Below are 16,875 nucleotides of genomic sequence, written 5' to 3'. Positions count from 1 at the left end.
GTGTCGGACCTCCCGGACATGGGGTAAGTGTTCGGGAGGAAACTGGCACTCCGGACGGCGAGAGGGGGCAGACGCGTGGACGGCGGACGACGGCAGAACGGCACCGCGTACGCGCTGCTGGCCCCGAGCCTGTTCGGCGTGGCGGTCTTCCTCGTGCTGCCGGTCCTCGTCGTCACCTGGCTCTCGTTCCACCGCTGGAACCTCATCTCGCCGGTCGCGCCGGCCGGGCTCGACAACTGGCGCGCGGTGCTGGGCGACAGCGCCTTCTACCGGTCGCTGGGCATCACCGCGGTGTTCGTCCTCGCCGTCATCCCGCTGCAGACCGCGCTCGGCCTGCTTGGCGCGAGCCTGCTGACCCGGGGGCTGCGGGGGTCGGCGGCCTTCCGCGTGGTCTACGTGCTGCCGTGGATCTGCGCGCCGCTGGTGCTCGGCGTCGTCTGGCGCTGGGTGCTGGCCCCCACGGACGGTGCGCTCAACACCCTGCTGCACCAACGGGTCGAGTGGCTGGCCGACCCCCAGCTGGCCCTGCCGTCCGTGGTCGCGGTGACGGTGTGGACCCAGGTCGGCTACGTCACGCTGTTCTTCACCGCGGGGTTGCAGGCGATCCCGACGCACCTGCTCGAGGCCGCGCGCATGGACGGCGCCGGGGCGTGGCAGTCCTTCTGGCGCATCAAGCTCCCGCTGCTGCGCCCGACCATGTTCTTCGTCCTGGTCACCGGCGTCATCAGCAGCTTCCAGGTCTTCGACTCGATCTACGCGCTCACGCCGCAGGGCGGACCGCAGGGCGTCACCGACGTCATCGCCGGCCGCATCTACTACCAGGCGTTCCAGTCGCGCGACATCGGCACCGCCTCGGTGATGGCGTTGCTGCTGCTCGTCCTGCTCGTCGTCATCACGCTGGCCCAGCAGCGGTGGTTCGCCCGCCGCACGACGTACGACCTGTCGACGTGATCGCGTCATGACCACCGCCCTCGACCGACGTCCGCCCCGCGCGCTGCGCGGCACGGTGGCCGGCGACGTCGCCGCCTACGCGCTGCTGGTGGTGTGCGCCGTCGTCACCCTCGCGCCGTTCCTGCTCAGCCTGATGACGGCCGTGAAGTCGCCGAAGCAGTTCGCGGCCGAGCCGGCGCTGTCGCTGCCGCACCCGGTGACGTTCTCGAACTTCAGCACGCTGTTCGGCGGGCAGTACGACTTCGTGACGCCCGTCGCCGTCACGGTGCAGGTCGTCGTGGTGATCCTGGTGTGCCAGCTGACCTTCTCGGTGCTGGCGGCGTTCGCGTTCGCGCGGCTGCAGTTCCGCGGCCGCGACACGCTCTTCTGGGTCTACCTGGCGACGTTGATGGTGCCGCAGGTCGTCACGATCATCCCGCTGTACGCGATGTTCGCGGCGGCCGGTCTGCGCAACACCTTCTGGGCCCTGGTGCTGCCCCAGGTGTTCGGGTCGCCCTACGCGATCTTCCTGCTGCGCGAGTACTTCCGCGCGATCCCGCAGGACCTCGTCGACGCCGCCCGCCTCGACGGGTGCAGCACGCTGCAGCTGCTGCGGCACGTGGTCGTGCCGGTCAGCCGTCCCATCCTCGCGACGCTCGCGGTCATCACCGTGGTGTCGCACTGGAACAACTTCCTGTGGCCGCTGGTCATCACCAGCGGCCCGACGTGGCAGACGCTCACGCTGGCCACGGCCAACCTCCAGTCGCAGTACAACGGCAACTGGACCCTCGTCATGGCGGCCACCACGGTCGCCCTCGTCCCGCTGGTGGTCGTCTTCCTGGTGTTCCAGCGGCACGTCGTCCGGTCGATCACCATCACCGGGTTCAAGTGAGAGGTCGTCGCATGAGATCACGCTCCGCCGTCCTGCCCGTCCTGGCCGTCGTCGCGCTGGCCGCGGCCGCCTGCTCGCCGTCGTCGTCCGGCGACGGCGACACGAAGAGCGCGGGTGGGAAGACCACCGTCACCGTGCGGATCTGGGACGACCAGGTGCAGAAGGCCTACGAGAAGTCGTTCGCCGCCTTCACCCAGCAGCACCCCGACATCACGGTGAAGATCAACCTGGTGCCCTACGCGGACTACTTCACCAAGCTGCCGCTGGACGTCAGCAGCGGCGACGTCGACGACATCTTCTGGATCAACTCCTCGCCCTTCGGCCAGCTCGCCGACAGCGGCGCCCTCGTGGACGTCGGCAGCGCGCTGCCCGACGAGAAGGCCGGCTTCGTGCAGGCCGCCGTCGACCAGTACTCCCGCAACGGCAAGCTGTGGGGCGTGCCGGCGCTCACCGACGGCCGCACCGTCGTCTACTACAACAAGAAGCTGGTCGAGGCGGCCGGCGTCGACCCGTCGGACCTGACCTGGAACCCGACCGACCCGGCGTCCGACACCTACCTGGCCGCGGCCAAGAAGCTGACCAAGGACTCCAGTGGCAAGACCGCCGACCAGCCCGGCTTCGACGGCCGCAAGCTCGCGCAGTACGGCACCAACGTCGCCAACGACCTAGGCGCGATCTACTACAACTTCATCGGCTCGAACGGCGGGAAGTTCCAGGCGGACGACGGCAGCTTCGTCTTCGCCCAGGACGCGAAGAGCGCGCAGGCGCTGGGCTACCTGGTCAAGCTCATCAACACCGACCACGTCGCGCCGTCGGCCGCGGACACCAACGACAACGGCGACTTCAGCCGCGACAAGTTCCTGCAGGGCAAGCTGGCGCTGTTCGAGTCGGGCACCTACAACCTCAAGAACGTCGCCGACGGCGCGGACTTCGACTGGGGCATCGCGCCGATGCCCGCCGGGCCGGCCGGCCGGGTGAGCGTCGTCAACAGCGTCGTGGCGGCGGGGTCGGCGAAGTCGAAGCACCCGCAGCAGACGCTCGAGGTGCTGAAGTGGCTGGGGTCGAAGGAGGGCGCGTCGTTCGTCGGCGAGTCCGGCAGCGCGCTGCCCGCCGTCACCGCGGCCCAGCAGTCGTACTACGACTTCTGGAAGAAGGAGCAGGTCGACACCGCGCAGTTCGGCGAGGCCAGCGGCACCGACACCATCGAGGCGCCGTTCGGGCCGAAGTTCCTCGACGCCAACAACGCGTACAACCCGGTGTTCAAGGAGGTCTTCGCCGGTCGCACGCCGGTCGCGACCGGGCTGAAGAAGGCCGAGGACGCGGCGAACGCCGCGATCAAGTAGGTCCGGCCCGGCTCAGCGCGCGACGATCAGGGCGCGCAGCTCAGGGTGCGCCTGCTCGTAGCCCGCGAGCAGCTGCTCGGCGACCCGCGCCGAGTCGACGAGCGGGTGCACGACCAGCGCGCGCAGGGCGGCGTCGCGCGACCCGGTGGCCGTTGCCTCCAGCACCGCGTCCTCGACCGCCCGCAGCGAGCTCACCAGCCCGAGCTGGTGGGCGTCGAGGTCGGCGGCCGGGTGCGGGTGCACCCCCGCGCCGTCCACGCGGGTGGGCACCTCGACGACCGCGTCGTCGGGCAGCTGGCGCAGCGCGCCGCCGTTGCGGACGTCGACCACCAGCTCGGCGGGCTCGCCCGTGGTGACCGCGCGCATCACGGCGAGCGCCACCTGCTCGTACCCGCCACCGGCGAGGTCGGCCTCGTCCCGCTCCTCGCCCTCGGTGCGCGCCTCGGCCAGGTAGCCCTCCTCGCGCTCGCGGCGGGCCGCCTCCCAGCGGTCGAGCGCGCCGTCCGGGTCGGCCGCGAGCGCGGGGTAGAGGGCGTCCTGCTGGTCGCGCAGCACCTCGCCGCGGGTGGCGTCGGCCGCGGTCATGGCAGCGAGCGCCTCGCGCTGCGCGTAGTAGTAGAAGAGGTACTCGTTCGGCACAGAACCGAGCAGCCGCAGCAGGTCCGGGCCGAACAGTCGACCCTCCTCGAACGACGCCAGCGCGGCGTCGTCCGCGAGCAGCCGGGGCAGGTGGTCGACGCCGTCGACCTCGAGGGCGCGCAGCCAGCCGAGGTGGTTGAGCCCGGCGTAGCCCGAGCGCACGGCGTCCGGGTCGAGCCCGGCGGCCAGCGCGGCCCGGCGCACCAGCCCGGACGGCGAGTCGCAGATCCCGACGACGCGCTCGCCCAGCACGTCCTGCATCGCCCGGGTCACCGGGCCCGCCGGGTTGGTGAAGTTCACGACCCACGCGGACGGCGAGAGGTCGGCCAGGCGGCGCGCCACCCGCACCGCCTCGGGCACGGTGCGCAGCGCGTAGGCGACGCCGCCGGCTCCCGTGGTCTCCTGCCCGATCACGCCGAGCCGCAGCGCCACCCGCTCGTCGGCCACCCGCCCGGACGTCGACCCGACCCGGATCGCCGAGAAGACGACGTCCGTGCCGCGCAGCGCGTCGTCGAGGTCCGACGCGACGCGCACCGCCGGACCGAGCGCGGGGTCGCCCAGGCCGGCCACGACGTTGGCGATCGCCCTGAGCCGCAACCGGTCCGTGTCGTGCAGCACCACCTCGTCGACGACGCCCCGGGCCGACGGCGCCCGCAGGGCTCGTACGACCAGCGGCACCCGCGAGCCGCCACCACCTAGGATCGTCAGACGCACAGCCCGCATCCTGCCCCACCGGCCCGGAGAGGACGCGTGATGGAGCCCGACGGCAGCCGCCCCGCGCCCGCCCCCGGCCCGGCCGGCGGCTCGACGTCCGAGGGCTTCGACCTGCTGCTGGCCGGCACGGTCTTCTTCGACCTGATCTTCACCGGGCTGCCGGAACGGCCGGCCACCGGCACCGAGGTGTGGGCCGAGGGGATGGGGTCGTGCCCGGGCGGCGTCGCGAACGTCGCGATCGCGGCCAGCCGGCTCGGCCTGCGCACGTCGCTGGCCGCGGCCTTCGGCGACGACTCGTACGGCGACTTCAACTGGACGACGCTGCACCAGCAGGAGGGTGTCGACCTGTCGCGGTCCAAGCGCTACGACGGCTGGCACTCGCCGGTGACGGTCTCGATGTCGGTCGACCGCGACCGCTCGATGGTCTCGCACGGGCACGCGCCGCCCGAGGACGCCAGCACCATGATCGGCGACCCGCCGCCGGCCCGGGCGGCCCTGGTCGACCTCGCGCCCCAGCTCGAGCCCTGGGCGCGCAAGGCCGCCGACCAGGGGACGCTGCTGTTCGCCGACACCGGCTGGGACCCCACGGGTGAGTGGTCGAGCGACACCCTCGCCCAGCTCGAGCACTACCACGCGTTCCTGCCCAACAGCGTCGAGGCGATGGCCTACACCCGCACCGACGACCCGTGGGCGGCGCTGTACGCGCTGGCCGACCGGGTGCCGATCGCGGTGGTGACGGCCGGGGCGCACGGCGCGCTCGCCGTCGACTCCACGACCGGGGAGGAGGAGTGGGTGCCGGCGCTGCCGGTGACCCCGCTCGACCCCACCGGCGCGGGCGACGTCTTCGCCGCCGCCTTCGTCACCGGCACGCTCGCCGGCTGGCCGCTGGCCGACCGGCTGGGCCTGGCCAACCTGACCGCGGCGCTCGCGGTGCAGCAGTTCGGCGGCTCGCTCGCGGCACCGGGCTGGGGCGACGTCGCGGACTGGTGGCACCTCACCGAGCAGCGCGCCACCGGCGCCCCCTCGCAGTGGTTGCGGCGCTACGCGTTCCTCGCCGACGTCGTCCACGACGTGCCGGGGGCAGCCGTGCGGCGGGCCAGCGCGACGATCGGGCGCCAGTCGGACGCCCAGCGGGCCCGGGCGCGCTCGCGCAAGGCGTCGCGACACGGCAAACCCGCAGGTCAGGGCGGTGCGTTTGGCCTCCCGTGACGAGTTCGTTACCCTCGGACGCTGTTGGCCGTGGTCGGGGAAGACCTCGGGCAGCACGCACGTGGGGGTGCGTCCTTCGGACGCGCCCCTTCTTCATGTGCGTGCACCACGCCCGAGACCGTGCCCGGGTGCTTCTAGGTCTGGACCACCGTGATCTCACGCTCCACCCGCCTGATCGTCCAGGGGCTCACGCTCGGCACGCTCGTCGCCGGCACCGTGGCCTTCGCGAGCTTCGACAAGAGCGTCGACCTCGTCGTCGACGGCAAGCACCAGACGGTGCACGCCTTCGGTGACACCGTCGGCGACGTCCTGGCCAGCGAGGGCATCACCGTCGGCGGCCACGACATCGTGTCGCCGTCCGCCTCCTCCCCGGTGCAGGACGGCACCGACGTCGTCGTCCGCTACGGCCGCCAGCTGACCGTCACGATCGACGGCCACCAGCGCGAGTACTGGACGACGGCGCTAAGCGTCGACGACGCCCTGGCCCAGCTGGGGCTGCGCGCCGACAGCGCGCGCCTGTCGGTGTCGCGCTCGCTGCCGCTCGGCCGGCAGGGCCTCGACCTGGCGATGGACACCCGCAAGGACGTCACGCTGGTCGTCGGCGGCAAGAAGGCCGCCCGCACCACCTACTCCGCCACCGTCGGGCAGCTGCTCGACGAGGTCGGCGTGCGCCCGGGGCAGCTCGACAAGCTCAACGCCCCGCTGTCGCGGCCGCTGACCGACGGCGCGACCGTGCGCCTCGACCGCGTGCTGAAGAAGAAGATCACCTCGACCCGTGCGGTCGCCTTCAGCACGACGTCCACGAAGGACGCCAAGCTCGACAAGGGCACCACCAAGGTCACGACCCACGGCAAGCCCGGCACCGCCCGGGTCACCTACGTGCTGACCTACGTCAACGGCAAGGTCACCACCAAGACGCTGCTCACCCGCGTCGTCGTCACCAAGCCGGTCACCCAGGTGCAGACCGTCGGCACCAAGGAGGCGCCGGTGGGCGACCTGCCCAGCGGCGGCGACGGTCTGAACTGGGCCGCGCTGGCGCAGTGCGAGTCCGGCGGCAACCCGCGTGCCGTGAACCCGGCCGGCTACTACGGGCTGTACCAGTTCTCGCTGGCCACCTGGCACGGCGTGGGCGGGTCGGGCAACCCGATCGACGCCTCGCCGGCCGAGCAGCTCAAGCGCGCGAAGATCCTCTTCGCGCGCGGCGGTGCGGGGCAGTGGGGCTGCGGCGCCCACCTGTACGACTGACGCGTTCCCCCTGACCTCCCGCCCCTTTCCGCCGCCAGGGCCGCTTTGCGCCGGGCGAGCCGCTGCTGGGTGGCGCAGAGCGGCCTGGGTGGCGCAAAGGGGGGCCGCTGGTCTGGGAAGGTGGGGCGGTGAGCGGTGACGGGTTGCTGGGGGGCGGGGACGTCCGGGCGCTGGCGCAGGCGCTCGACCTGCGGCCGACCAAGCAGCGCGGCCAGAACTTCGTGGTCGACGCCAACACGGTGCGGCGCATCGTGCGTGCCGCCGAGGTCGGTCCGGACGACGTCGTCGTCGAGGTCGGCCCGGGCCTGGGGTCGCTGACGCTCGCCCTGCTGGACGTCGTCGACCGCGTCGTCGCCGTCGAGCTCGACCCGCTGCTGGCCGGCGCCCTGCCCGCCACGGTGCAGGCCCGTCGTCCGGACCGCGCCGACCGGCTCGACGTCGTCCTCGCCGACGCGATGCGGGTCGACGCGCTGCCCGGCCCGCCGCCCACCGCGCTGGTCGCCAACCTGCCCTACAACGTCTCGGTGCCCGTGCTGCTGCACCTGCTCGAGCTGCTGCCGTCGCTGCGCAGCGTGCTGGTGATGGTGCAGGCCGAGGTGGCCGAGCGGCTCGCGGCGGCGCCGGGCAGCAAGGTCTACGGCGTGCCCAGCGTCAAGGCCGCCTGGTACGGCGAGGTCACCCGCGCCGGGCACGTCGGCCGCGCGGTCTTCTGGCCGGTGCCCAACGTCGACAGCGGGCTGGTGCGGCTGGTCCGCCGTCCGCCGCGCGAGACCCGGGCCGGCCGGGCCGCGGTGTTCGCCGCCGTCGACGCCGCGTTCGCCCAGCGCCGCAAGACGTTGCGGGCCGCGCTGGCCGGCTGGGCCGGCTCGGCGCAGCAGGCCGAGGAGGTGCTGCGCGCGGCCAGGATCGACCCGCGCACGCGCGGCGAGCAGCTGGACGTCGACGGGTTCGTCGCGCTCGCCGATGCGCGGGCGGCGCTGGCCCTCACCTAGGGTGGGCGCATGTCGGGCGAGCGGAAGGAGAGCGTCAGCGTCCGTGCGCCCGCCAAGATCAACCTGCACCTGTCCGTGGGTGCGGTCGGCGACGACGGCTTCCACCCGGTCGGCACCGTCTACCACGCGGTCAGCCTGTTCGACGACCTCACCGCGACGCCCACCGACGAGGGCATCACGCTCGAGGTCACGGGCGACCACACCGAGGGCGTGCCCCTCGACGACACCAACCTCGCGGTGCGCGCCGCCCGGCTCGTGGCCCGGCGCGGCGGCGTGCAGACCGGCATGCACCTGCTGCTGCACAAGGGGATCCCGGTCGCCGGCGGCATGGCGGGCGGCTCGGCGGATGCCGCGGCCGCGCTCGTCGCGTGCGACGCCGCGTGGCGCACCTGCCTCGACCGCACCGAGCTGGTCGAGCTCGCGGCCGAGCTCGGCTCCGACGTCGCGTTCGCCCTCTACGGCGGCACCGCGATCGGCTCGGGCCGGGGCGAGCAGATCACGCCGGCGCTCGCCCGCGGCCAGTACCACTGGGTGCTGGCGCTGAGCGACGAGGGCCTGTCGACCCCGGCCGTGTACGCCGAGTACGACCGGCTCACCGCCTCGCGCGCGCTGGCCGAGCCGCGGGTCGACGACGACGTCATGCAGGCGCTGCGGTCCGGCGACGCGGTGGCCCTGGGCCATGCGTTGCACAACGACCTGCAGCGCGCGGCCTGCTCGCTGCGGCCCGACCTGGGCGACGTCCTGGACGTCGGTCTCGAGTACGGCGCGCTGGGCGGGCTGGTCAGCGGCTCCGGGCCGACCGTGGCCTTCCTGGTGCGCGACCACGAGCACGCGCTCGACCTGTCGGTGGCGCTGACGGCGTCGGGTGCGTGCCAGGTCGTCAAGCGCGCCCACGGACCGGTGCACGGCGCGCGGGTCGGCGACCTGCCCCGGCTGGGCTGACCATGCCCGCCGGTCCGGTCAACCTGGTCAACCTGGAGCGCGCCCGCCTCGCCTTCGGCACCCGCGTGCTGCTGGACGACGTCTCGCTCGGTGTCGCCGCGGGCGACCGCGTCGGCGTCGTGGGTCGCAACGGCGGGGGCAAGACCACGCTGCTGCGCGTGCTGGCCGGGCGCCAGGACGTCGACTCCGGCCGCGTGACGCACACCGGCGGGCTGCGGGTGGCGGTGCTCGGCCAGGACGACGAGCTCGACCCGGCCGCGACGGTGCGGCACTGCGTCGTGGGCGACCGAGCCGACCACGAGTGGGCCGGCGACGCCCGAGCGCGGGACGTCGTCAGCGGCCTGCTCGGCGGGCTGGACGCCGCTGCCGTCGGCGGGCTGGACGCCGTGGTCGGCCCGATGTCCGGCGGCGAGCGCCGGCGGGTGGCGCTGGCCCGGCACCTGGTCGACGACCCCGACCTGCTGCTGCTCGACGAGCCGACGAACCACCTGGACGTCGAGGGCGTCGACTGGCTCGCGCGGCACCTCGCGGCCCGTCGTCCGTCGTCCGCGCTGGTCGCCATCACGCACGACCGCTGGTTCCTGGATGCCATGGCCACCGCCACCTGGGAGGTGCACGACGGCGCGGTCGACGCCTACGACGGCGGCTACGCGGCCTACGTGCTGGCCCGGGCCGAGCGCGCCCGGCTGGCCGCCACGACCGAGGAGCGGCGGCAGAACCTGCTGCGCAAGGAGCTCGCCTGGCTGCACCGCGGCCCGCCGGCGCGCACCAGCAAGCCGCGCTTCCGCATCGACGCCGCCAACGCGCTCATCGCCGACGTGCCGCCCCCGCGCGACGACGTCGAGCTGGTGCGGTTCGCGACCACGCGCCTCGGCAAGGACGTCGTCGACCTCGAGGGCGTGTCGCTGCGCCTCGGCGAGCGCCTGCTGCTGGACGACGTCACCTGGCTGCTCGGGCCGGGCGACCGGGTCGGGCTGGTCGGCGTCAACGGCTCGGGCAAGTCGAGCCTGCTGCGGGTCGTGAGCGGCGAGCTGGCGCCGACGTCCGGGCGCGTCCGCACCGGCAGGACCGTACGGATGGCCGTGCTGACCCAGGAGGTGCGCGAGCTCGAGCCGCTCGCCGAGCGCAAGGTCGTGCAGGCGGTTGCCGACGTGCGCGAGGTGACCCGGCTGGGCGACCGCGAGGTCACGGCCTCGCAGCTGGCCGAGCGGCTGGGTTTCACCGGCGCGCGCCAGCAGTCGCTGGTTAAGGAGCTCTCGGGCGGCGAGCGCCGACGGCTGCAGCTGCTGCGGCTGCTGATGGACGAGCCCAACGTGCTGCTGCTCGACGAGCCGACGAACGACCTGGACGTCGACACCCTCACCGCGCTCGAGGACCTGCTCGACGGCTGGGCCGGCACCCTCGTCGTCGTCTCGCACGACCGGTACGCCCTCGAGCGCATGTGCACCCGCCAGCTGGCCCTGCTCGGCGACGGCAGGCTGCGCGACCTGCCGGGCGGCGTCGACGAGTACCTCGCCCTCCGCGCCGCCAGCCCCGTTGCGTCCGAAGCACCGGCCGCAATCGCGACCAGATCTTCCGACGCAAGGGGTGGGGGTGGCGCGGGGGCGTCGCCGGCCGAGCAGCGGGCCGCGCGCAAGGAGATGGCGCGGCTCGAGCGGCAGGTCGAGCGGCTCGAGCGGCAGATCGCCCAGCTGCACGCCGACCTCGCGGCGCAGGCCACCGACCACGTCGCGGTCGCCGAGCTCGACGAGCGGCTGCGGGCGGTGCGGGCCGAGCGCGACGAGACCGAGGGGCAGTGGCTGGCCGCGGCCGAGGCGGCGGGCTGACCGCGACCTCGTGAACTCCCCGGCGCCGGGACCGCCCGGGGCACTAGGCTCGCCGCTCGTGACGACTACCGGGGGCGTGCGGGTCGACGTCGAGTGGGGACTGTCCGGCGCGCGGCGCTTCACCGACGGCCCGGACCGCGCGGACGTGGTGGTCGTCGTCGACGTCCTGTCGTTCTCGACGTCCGTGACGGTGGCGTGCGAGCGCGGTGCGCGCGTGTGGCCGCACCCTGGGGGCGAGCCCGCGCACGAGCTGGCCCGCTCGATCGAGGCGCTGCTCGCCGGCACCCGCTCGCACACGGGCGGGCCGTCGCTCTCGCCGAAGTCGCTGCTCGACCTGCCGGAGGGCACGCGCCTCGTGCTGCCGTCGCCGAACGGCTCGTCGATCTCGCACGTGCTGATGGCCTCGCCGGCGCTCGTGCTCGTGGGGTGCCTGCGCAACGCCACCGCCGCCGCCGGACGCGTCGCGGCGCAGTCGAAGCAGCTGCTCGACGAGCGCGGCGAGGGTGCCGTCGTCCGGGTCGCCGTCGTGCCCGCCGGCGAGCGTTGGGCCGACGGCTCGCTGCGCGTCGCCTACGAGGACCACGTCGGGGCCGGCGCGGTCGTGTCCCGGCTGCTCGGTCTGCTGCCGGACGTCGAGCTGTCGCCCGAGGCGCGGGTGGCCGCGGCGGCTTTCGAGCGCCGCGAGCCGCTGGCCGACGTGCCGTCCGGCCGCGAGCTGGTCGAGCGCGGCTTCGCGGACGACGTCGTGCTGGCCGAGCAGGTCGACGCCTCGGACGTCGTCCCCGTGCTGCGCGACGGCTCGTTCAGCGCCCGCCAGGGCTAGGCCGACGGCCCCGAGCGCGCGTCGAACGGCAGCACCAGCCGGCGCAGCAGCGCGGCGAGGGCGTCGCGGTCGGCGGCGTCGAGCTCGGCCAGCAGGTCGTGCTCGCGGGCCAGCAGGCCGGCGAACGCGTCGTCGACCGTGGAGCGCCCGGCCGGCGTCAGCCGCACGATGACGCCGCGGCGGTCGCGCGGGTCGGGCAGCCGCTGCACCAGCCCGCGCGCGGTGAGCCGGTCGACCCGGTTCGTCATGGTGCCGCTGGTGACCAGCGTCTGCGTGACGAGCTGGCCGGGGGACAGCTCGTAGGGCGAGCCCGCGCGGCGCAGCGCCGACAGGACGTCGAACTCCCAGCTCTCGAGGTCGCGCTCGGCGAACGCCGCGCTGCGGGCGCGGTCGAGGTGGCGGGCCAGCCGCGAGACGCGGGAGAGCACCTCGAGCGGCGCCACGTCGAGGTCCGGGCGCTCGCGCTGCCAGGCGGCGACGATGCGGTCGACCTCGTCGGGTGCGGTGCTCACCCGCGCGAGTCTAGGTGTCGTCAAGCATCTTGACATCGAGAAAGCCGAGGGACGAAGTCTCTTGACGTCGAGATACCTGGGTGCCACGGTGGGCGCATGGTGAGCTGGGACCCCTCGCAGTACGCGCAGTTCGCGGCCGAGCGCGCACGGCCGTTCGACGACCTGGTGGCCCGGGTCGGCGCCACCGACCCGCGCCGCGTCGTCGACCTCGGCTGCGGCGCCGGCGACCTGACCGCCTCGCTGGCCCGCCGCTGGCCGGGCGCGCAGGTGCACGGCGTCGACTCCTCGCCGCAGATGCTCGAGCAGGCGGCGGGCGAGGCCGCGGCCGACGACCTCGGCGGCCGGCTGACCTTCGCCGAGGGCGACCTCGCGGCCTGGACGACGGACGAGCCCGTCGACGTCCTGGTGACCAACGCGGCGCTGCAGTGGGTGCCGCAGCACCTCGACCTGCTGCCGCGGTTCGTCGAGCAGCTGGCGCCCGGCGGGTGGCTCGCTCTGCAGGTGCCGGGCAACTTCGACGCGCCGTCGCACCGGCTGATGCGGGAGGTCGCCGACGAGCCACGCTTCGCGACCCGGCTGCAGGGCGTGCTGCGCGGCACCTGGCCCGTGGCCGCGCCCACCACGTACGCCTCCCTGCTCGCCGACCTCGGCTGCACCGTCGACGCGTGGGAGACGACGTACGCGCAGGTGCTCGACCCCGAGGGACGGTTCGGGGACGACGCCGTGCTGGCCTGGGTGCAGGGCACCGGGCTGCGGCCGGTCACCGACGCCCTGGCCGACGAACCCGACCTGCGGCAGGACTACCTCGACACCTACGCCGCGCGGCTGCGCGCGGCCTACCCGCGGCGGCGCTGGGGCACGCTGCTGCCGTTCCGCCGGGTGTTCTGCGTCGCGCAGAAGGCGGCCGCGGCATGAGCGACGACCTCGTCGTCGGCCTGCACCACGTGCAGGTCAGCTGCCCGGCCGGCAGCGAGGACGCCCTGCGCGCCTTCTACTCCGGCGTCCTCGGCATGGCCGAGATCCCGAAGCCGCCGGTGCTCGCGGCGCGCGGCGGCGTGTGGTTCCGCGCCGGGACGCACGAGCTGCACTGCGGCGTCGAGGAGGGCTTCGTGCCCGCGCGCAAGGCGCACCCGGCGCTCGCGGTCTCGGACGTCGACGCCGCGGCCGAGCGGGTCGCCGCGGCCGGCGGCGCCGTCCGCTGGGACGACGCGATCACCGGGCTGCGGCGCTTCCACACCGACGACCCGGTGGGCAACCGGGTCGAGGTGCAGCAGGCCTGACCTCCCGCCGTCCGCGCTACTTCTTGGCGGGCAGGCTCTTCAGCGTGGGCTTGGCCTCGAGGCCGCTCAGCCCGTTCCAGGCGAGGTTCACCACGTGCGCGGCGACCTCGGCCCGCTTGGGCTTGCGCGCGTCGAGCCACCACTGGCCGGTGAGCGCGATCATCCCGACCAGCATCTGCGCGTACATCGGCGCGTGCTTGGGGTCGAGGTGGCGGCGCTTGAACTCCGCCGCCAGCAGGTGCTCGACCTGGCTGGCGACGTCGCTGATCAGGCTCGAGAAGGTGCCGGTGGCCTGGGCCACGGGGGAGTCGCGCACCAGGATCCGGAAGCCGTCGGTGGAGGTCTCGATGTAGTCGAGCAGCCCCAGCGCGGCCTGCTCGACCAGCGCCCGCGAGCTGCCGCCGCTCGACAGCGCGCCGGTGATCTCGTCGAGCAGCGCCCGGATCTCGCGGTCGACCACGACGGCGTAGAGGCCCTCCTTGCCGCCGAAGTGCTCGTAGACCACGGGCTTGGACACCTCGGCCCGCGCCGCGATCTCCTCGACGCTCGTGCCCTCGAAGCCCTTCTCGGCGAACAGCCGGCGGCCGACGTCCAGCAGCTGCTCGCGGCGCTGCGGGCCCGTCATCCGCGCCCGGGCGGCTCCGGAGCGCCGTCCCGACCCCCGCGACGACGGGCGGCCCGACGCCGCGGCGGCGTCGTCGGGCGGGGTGTCGCGGACGTCGGCGGTGCGCCGGTCGCTGGGCGGGGTCATGGGCCCCATCATGCCCGCCGGTGGCAGGATGGACCGGGTGCGCGGGGCTGGCCCTGCGCCGTTCCGCCCTGGTGTAACGGCAGCACGCGGGCCTTTGGAGCCTTGCAGTCCACGTTCGAATCGTGGGGGCGGAGCGCTGCCCGGCCGCCGTCCGGCCGCGGGCCCGGCGGCGGGTAGCATGCCCGCGTGCCAGATCTGCGCCCGGCCGCTGTCGTCGTCCTCGCGGCGGGCGAGGGAACCCGGATGAAGTCGGCCCTGCCCAAGGTGCTGCACCGCATCGGCGGGCGGTCCCTGCTCGGCCACGCGGTCGCCGCCGCCGAGGCCCTCGACCCCGAGCACCTCGCCGTCGTCGTCCGGCACGGCCGCGACGCCGTCGCCGCGCACGTCGCCGAGATCAGCCCGCGCGCCGTCGTCGCCGACCAGGACGAGGTCAAGGGCACCGGCCGCGCGGTCGAGTGCGGCCTGGCCGCGCTCCCCGAGCTGAGCGGCACCGTCGTCGTCACCTACGGCGACGTCCCGCTGCTCGAGGCGGCCACGCTCGCCGAGCTGGTCGAGGTGCACGCGGCCGCCGGCAACGCCGTCACCGTGCTCACCTCGGTGCTCGACGACCCCAAGGCCTACGGCCGGGTCGTGCGCGACGCCGACGGGGCGGTCGCCGCGATCGTCGAGCTCAAGGACGCCGACGAGGCCACCGCCGCGATCCGCGAGATCAACTCCGGCATCTACGCCTTCGACGCCGACGTGCTGCGCAGCGCGCTGGCCGAGGTGACCACCGACAACGCGCAGGGCGAGAAGTACCTGACCGACGTCCTGGCGATCGCCCGCGGGGCCGGACGCCGGGTCGGCGCCCACCCGATGGACGACGTCTGGCAGACCGAGGGCGTCAACGACCGGGTGCAGCTGGCCGAGCTCGGCGCCGAGCTCAACCGCCGGGTCGTGCAGCGCTGGATGCGCGAGGGCGTCACGGTCGTCGACCCGGCCACCACCTGGGTCGACGTCCAGGTCGACCTGGCCCGCGACGTCACGCTGCTGCCCGGCACCCAGCTGCACGGCGCCACCCGTCTCGCCGAGGGTGCCACGGTCGGGCCCGACACCACGCTCACCGACGTCGAGGTCGGCGCGGGCGCGAGCGTCGTCCGCACGCACGGCAGCGGGGCGGTCGTCGCGGCCGGCGCCACCGTCGGGCCGTTCGCCTACCTGCGCCCCGGCACGCGGCTCGGCGAGGGCGGCAAGATCGGCACGTTCGTCGAGACCAAGAACGCCGACATCGGCGCGGGCTCGAAGGTGCCGCACCTGTCGTACGTCGGGGACGCCACCATCGGCGTGGGCACGAACATCGGCGCGGCGTCCGTCTTCGTCAACTACGACGGCGTCACCAAGTCGCGGACGACGGTCGGCGACCACTGCCGCACCGGCTCGGACAACATGTTCGTCGCGCCGGTGACCGTCGGGGACGGCGCGTACTCGGGCGCGGGCACGGTGATCCGCAAGGACGTGCCGCCGGGGGCGCTCGCGCTGAACGTCGCGCCGCAGCGCAACGTCGAGGGCTGGACGCTGAGCAAGCGCGCCGGCACGGCGTCGGCCGAGGCGGCGGCCAAGGCCCTGGGTCAGACCGAGCACGACCAGCCCACCGAAGGGAACGCCCCGGCATGACCGGCATCACGACCACCGGCGAGAAGCGGCTCGTCCTGATCAGCGGCCGCGGCTACCCCGAGCTGGCCGAGGAGGTCGCCCGCGAGCTGGGGGTCGAGCTCGTCGACACCACGGCGTACGACTTCGCCAACGGCGAGATCTACGTGCGGTTCCAGGAGAGCCTGCGCGGCTGCGACGCCTTCGTGATCCAGAGCCACACCTCGCCGATCAACCAGTGGGTGATGGAGCAGCTGATCATGACCGACGCCCTCAAGCGCGCGTCAGCCAAGCGGATCAGCTGCGTGATGCCGTTCTACGGCTACGCCCGCCAGGACAAGAAGCACCGCGGCCGCGAGCCGATCTCGGCCCGGCTGATGGCCGACCTGTTCAAGACGGCCGGCGCCGACCGGCTGATCTGCGTCGACCTGCACGCCGCGCAGATCCAGGGCTACTTCGACGGCCCGGTCGACCACCTGTGGGCGCTGCCGCTGCTGGCCCAGTACGTCGGCTCGCGGGTCGACCGCTCGAACCTCACGATCGTCTCGCCGGACGCCGGCCGGGTGCGCGTGGCCGACCAGTGGTCGGACAAGCTGGGCGCCCCGCTGGCCATCATCCACAAGCGGCGCGACCCCTCGGTGCCCAACCAGGTCAAGGTGCACGAGGTCGTCGGCGACGTGAAGGGCCGCACCTGCGTGCTGGTCGACGACATGATCGACACCGCGGGCACGATCTGCCAGGCGGCCGAGGCGCTGTTCGACAACGGCGCGGCCGACGTCATCGTCACGGCCACGCACGCGGTGCTCAGCGGCCCGGCGGTCGACCGGCTGCGCGAGAGCCGGATCAGCGAGGTCATCGTCACCAACACGCTGCCGATCCCCGAGGAGCGGCAGTTCCCGCAGCTCACGGTGCTCTCGATCGCCCCGCTGGTCGCCCGCGCGATCCGCGAGGTCTTCGACGACGGCTCGGTCACCAGCCTGTTCGACGGCAACGCCTGACCCGATTTCACCGCTGCCCGGGACGACGGGTAACATCGTCGGGTTGCCTCGGCGAGGGACGACGCACGACGGGCCGCTCCGGCGGTGCTGCTCGGCCGTCCGTGATCGACGCGGCGCCCGATGGGCGTCCTTCGTGCTGCGCCCCGCGTC

General features: G+C 74.0%; 16 protein-coding genes. 13 read left to right on the top strand and 3 right to left on the bottom strand.

The annotated features are described in order from the left end of the window. Window positions 1–75 precede the first annotated feature (75 nt). The 3 genes from ACYVJ4_RS07295 to ACYVJ4_RS07285 are packed head-to-tail and all read left to right on the top strand — an operon-like array spanning window position 76 to window position 3,165. Window positions 76–951, top strand: a complete 876-nt coding sequence (locus ACYVJ4_RS07295) for a carbohydrate ABC transporter permease (protein WP_460459450.1) — start codon at window positions 76–78, stop codon at window positions 949–951. A 7-nt stretch (window positions 952–958) separates the two neighbouring features. Further along, window positions 959–1,822, top strand: coding sequence for a carbohydrate ABC transporter permease (locus ACYVJ4_RS07290; protein ID WP_460459449.1), 864 nt, complete (start codon window positions 959–961; stop codon window positions 1,820–1,822). A gap of 11 nt (window positions 1,823–1,833) precedes the next feature. Next, window positions 1,834–3,165 carry an ABC transporter substrate-binding protein gene (locus ACYVJ4_RS07285; RefSeq protein WP_460459448.1) on the top strand — a complete coding sequence of 444 codons (1,332 nt, stop codon included), beginning with the start codon at window positions 1,834–1,836 and terminating at the stop codon, window positions 3,163–3,165. Window positions 3,166–3,177: 12 nt separating this feature from the next. On the opposite strand, the gene ACYVJ4_RS07280 is transcribed toward ACYVJ4_RS07285, so the two are convergent. Further along, entirely contained in the window at window positions 3,178–4,518 is a 1,341-nt protein-coding gene (locus tag ACYVJ4_RS07280) for a family 4 glycosyl hydrolase (protein ID WP_460459447.1), read from the bottom strand. 39 nt (window positions 4,519–4,557) lie between these two features. Between ACYVJ4_RS07280 and ACYVJ4_RS07275 the strand changes: the two genes are divergently transcribed. The 6 genes from ACYVJ4_RS07275 to ACYVJ4_RS07250 all read left to right on the top strand — a co-directional run bounded on the left by ACYVJ4_RS07275 (window position 4,558) and on the right by ACYVJ4_RS07250 (window position 11,555). After that, a complete protein-coding gene (locus tag ACYVJ4_RS07275) occupies window positions 4,558–5,727 on the top strand; it encodes a PfkB family carbohydrate kinase (protein WP_460459464.1) in 1,170 nt (389 codons plus the stop codon). 150 nt (window positions 5,728–5,877) lie between these two features. Beyond that, window positions 5,878–6,972 (top strand): ubiquitin-like domain-containing protein, encoded by a 1,095-nt coding sequence (locus tag ACYVJ4_RS07270; protein WP_460459446.1) that lies wholly within the window; start codon window positions 5,878–5,880, stop codon window positions 6,970–6,972. 128 nt (window positions 6,973–7,100) lie between these two features. Next, the gene (gene rsmA, locus ACYVJ4_RS07265) at window positions 7,101–7,964 is read left to right on the top strand and encodes a 16S rRNA (adenine(1518)-N(6)/adenine(1519)-N(6))-dimethyltransferase RsmA (RefSeq protein WP_460459445.1); all 864 of its coding nucleotides are present in this window, start codon (window positions 7,101–7,103) and stop codon (window positions 7,962–7,964) included. Window positions 7,965–7,973: 9 nt separating this feature from the next. Next, complete coding sequence (locus ACYVJ4_RS07260) at window positions 7,974–8,906, top strand: 4-(cytidine 5'-diphospho)-2-C-methyl-D-erythritol kinase (protein ID WP_460459444.1); 933 nt, start codon at window positions 7,974–7,976, stop codon at window positions 8,904–8,906. Window positions 8,907–8,908: 2 nt separating this feature from the next. Then, window positions 8,909–10,732, top strand: a complete 1,824-nt coding sequence (locus ACYVJ4_RS07255) for an ABC-F family ATP-binding cassette domain-containing protein (protein ID WP_460459443.1) — start codon at window positions 8,909–8,911, stop codon at window positions 10,730–10,732. A 58-nt stretch (window positions 10,733–10,790) separates the two neighbouring features. Next, complete coding sequence (locus ACYVJ4_RS07250; protein WP_460459442.1) at window positions 10,791–11,555, top strand: 2-phosphosulfolactate phosphatase; 765 nt, start codon at window positions 10,791–10,793, stop codon at window positions 11,553–11,555. On the opposite strand, the gene ACYVJ4_RS07245 is transcribed toward ACYVJ4_RS07250, so the two are convergent. Continuing rightward, entirely contained in the window at window positions 11,552–12,103 is a 552-nt protein-coding gene (locus ACYVJ4_RS07245) for a MarR family winged helix-turn-helix transcriptional regulator (RefSeq protein WP_460459441.1), read from the bottom strand. The two genes, ACYVJ4_RS07250 and ACYVJ4_RS07245, sit on opposite strands and share 4 nt — an antisense overlap. 60 nt (window positions 12,104–12,163) lie before the next feature. On the opposite strand from ACYVJ4_RS07245, the gene ACYVJ4_RS07240 reads away from it, so the two are divergent. Then, window positions 12,164–12,982, top strand: coding sequence for a trans-aconitate 2-methyltransferase (locus tag ACYVJ4_RS07240; protein WP_460459440.1), 819 nt, complete (start codon window positions 12,164–12,166; stop codon window positions 12,980–12,982). Further along, window positions 12,979–13,347 carry a VOC family protein gene (locus ACYVJ4_RS07235; protein ID WP_460459439.1) on the top strand — a complete coding sequence of 123 codons (369 nt, stop codon included), beginning with the start codon at window positions 12,979–12,981 and terminating at the stop codon, window positions 13,345–13,347. Before ACYVJ4_RS07240 ends, ACYVJ4_RS07235 begins: the two co-directional genes overlap by 4 nt. Window positions 13,348–13,363: 16 nt before the next feature. Here ACYVJ4_RS07235 and ACYVJ4_RS07230 read toward each other — a convergent pair whose 3' ends face one another. Further along, window positions 13,364–13,972, bottom strand: a complete 609-nt coding sequence (locus tag ACYVJ4_RS07230) for a TetR family transcriptional regulator (protein ID WP_460459463.1) — start codon at window positions 13,970–13,972, stop codon at window positions 13,364–13,366. 312 nt (window positions 13,973–14,284) lie between these two features. On the opposite strand from ACYVJ4_RS07230, the gene glmU reads away from it, so the two are divergent. Both glmU and ACYVJ4_RS07220 read left to right on the top strand, forming a co-directional pair. Then, entirely contained in the window at window positions 14,285–15,751 is a 1,467-nt protein-coding gene (gene glmU / locus ACYVJ4_RS07225) for a bifunctional UDP-N-acetylglucosamine diphosphorylase/glucosamine-1-phosphate N-acetyltransferase GlmU (protein WP_460459438.1), read from the top strand. Next, window positions 15,748–16,725, top strand: coding sequence for a ribose-phosphate diphosphokinase (locus tag ACYVJ4_RS07220; RefSeq protein ID WP_460459437.1), 978 nt, complete (start codon window positions 15,748–15,750; stop codon window positions 16,723–16,725). The genes glmU and ACYVJ4_RS07220 overlap by 4 nt, the downstream gene beginning before the upstream one ends. Window positions 16,726–16,875: the final 150 nt, after the last annotated feature.

The sequence above is a fragment of the Angustibacter peucedani genome (assembly GCF_054779595.1).
The sequence above is the reverse complement of the archived record's forward strand: the minus strand, read 5'-3'. Positions and strand labels throughout refer to the sequence as shown.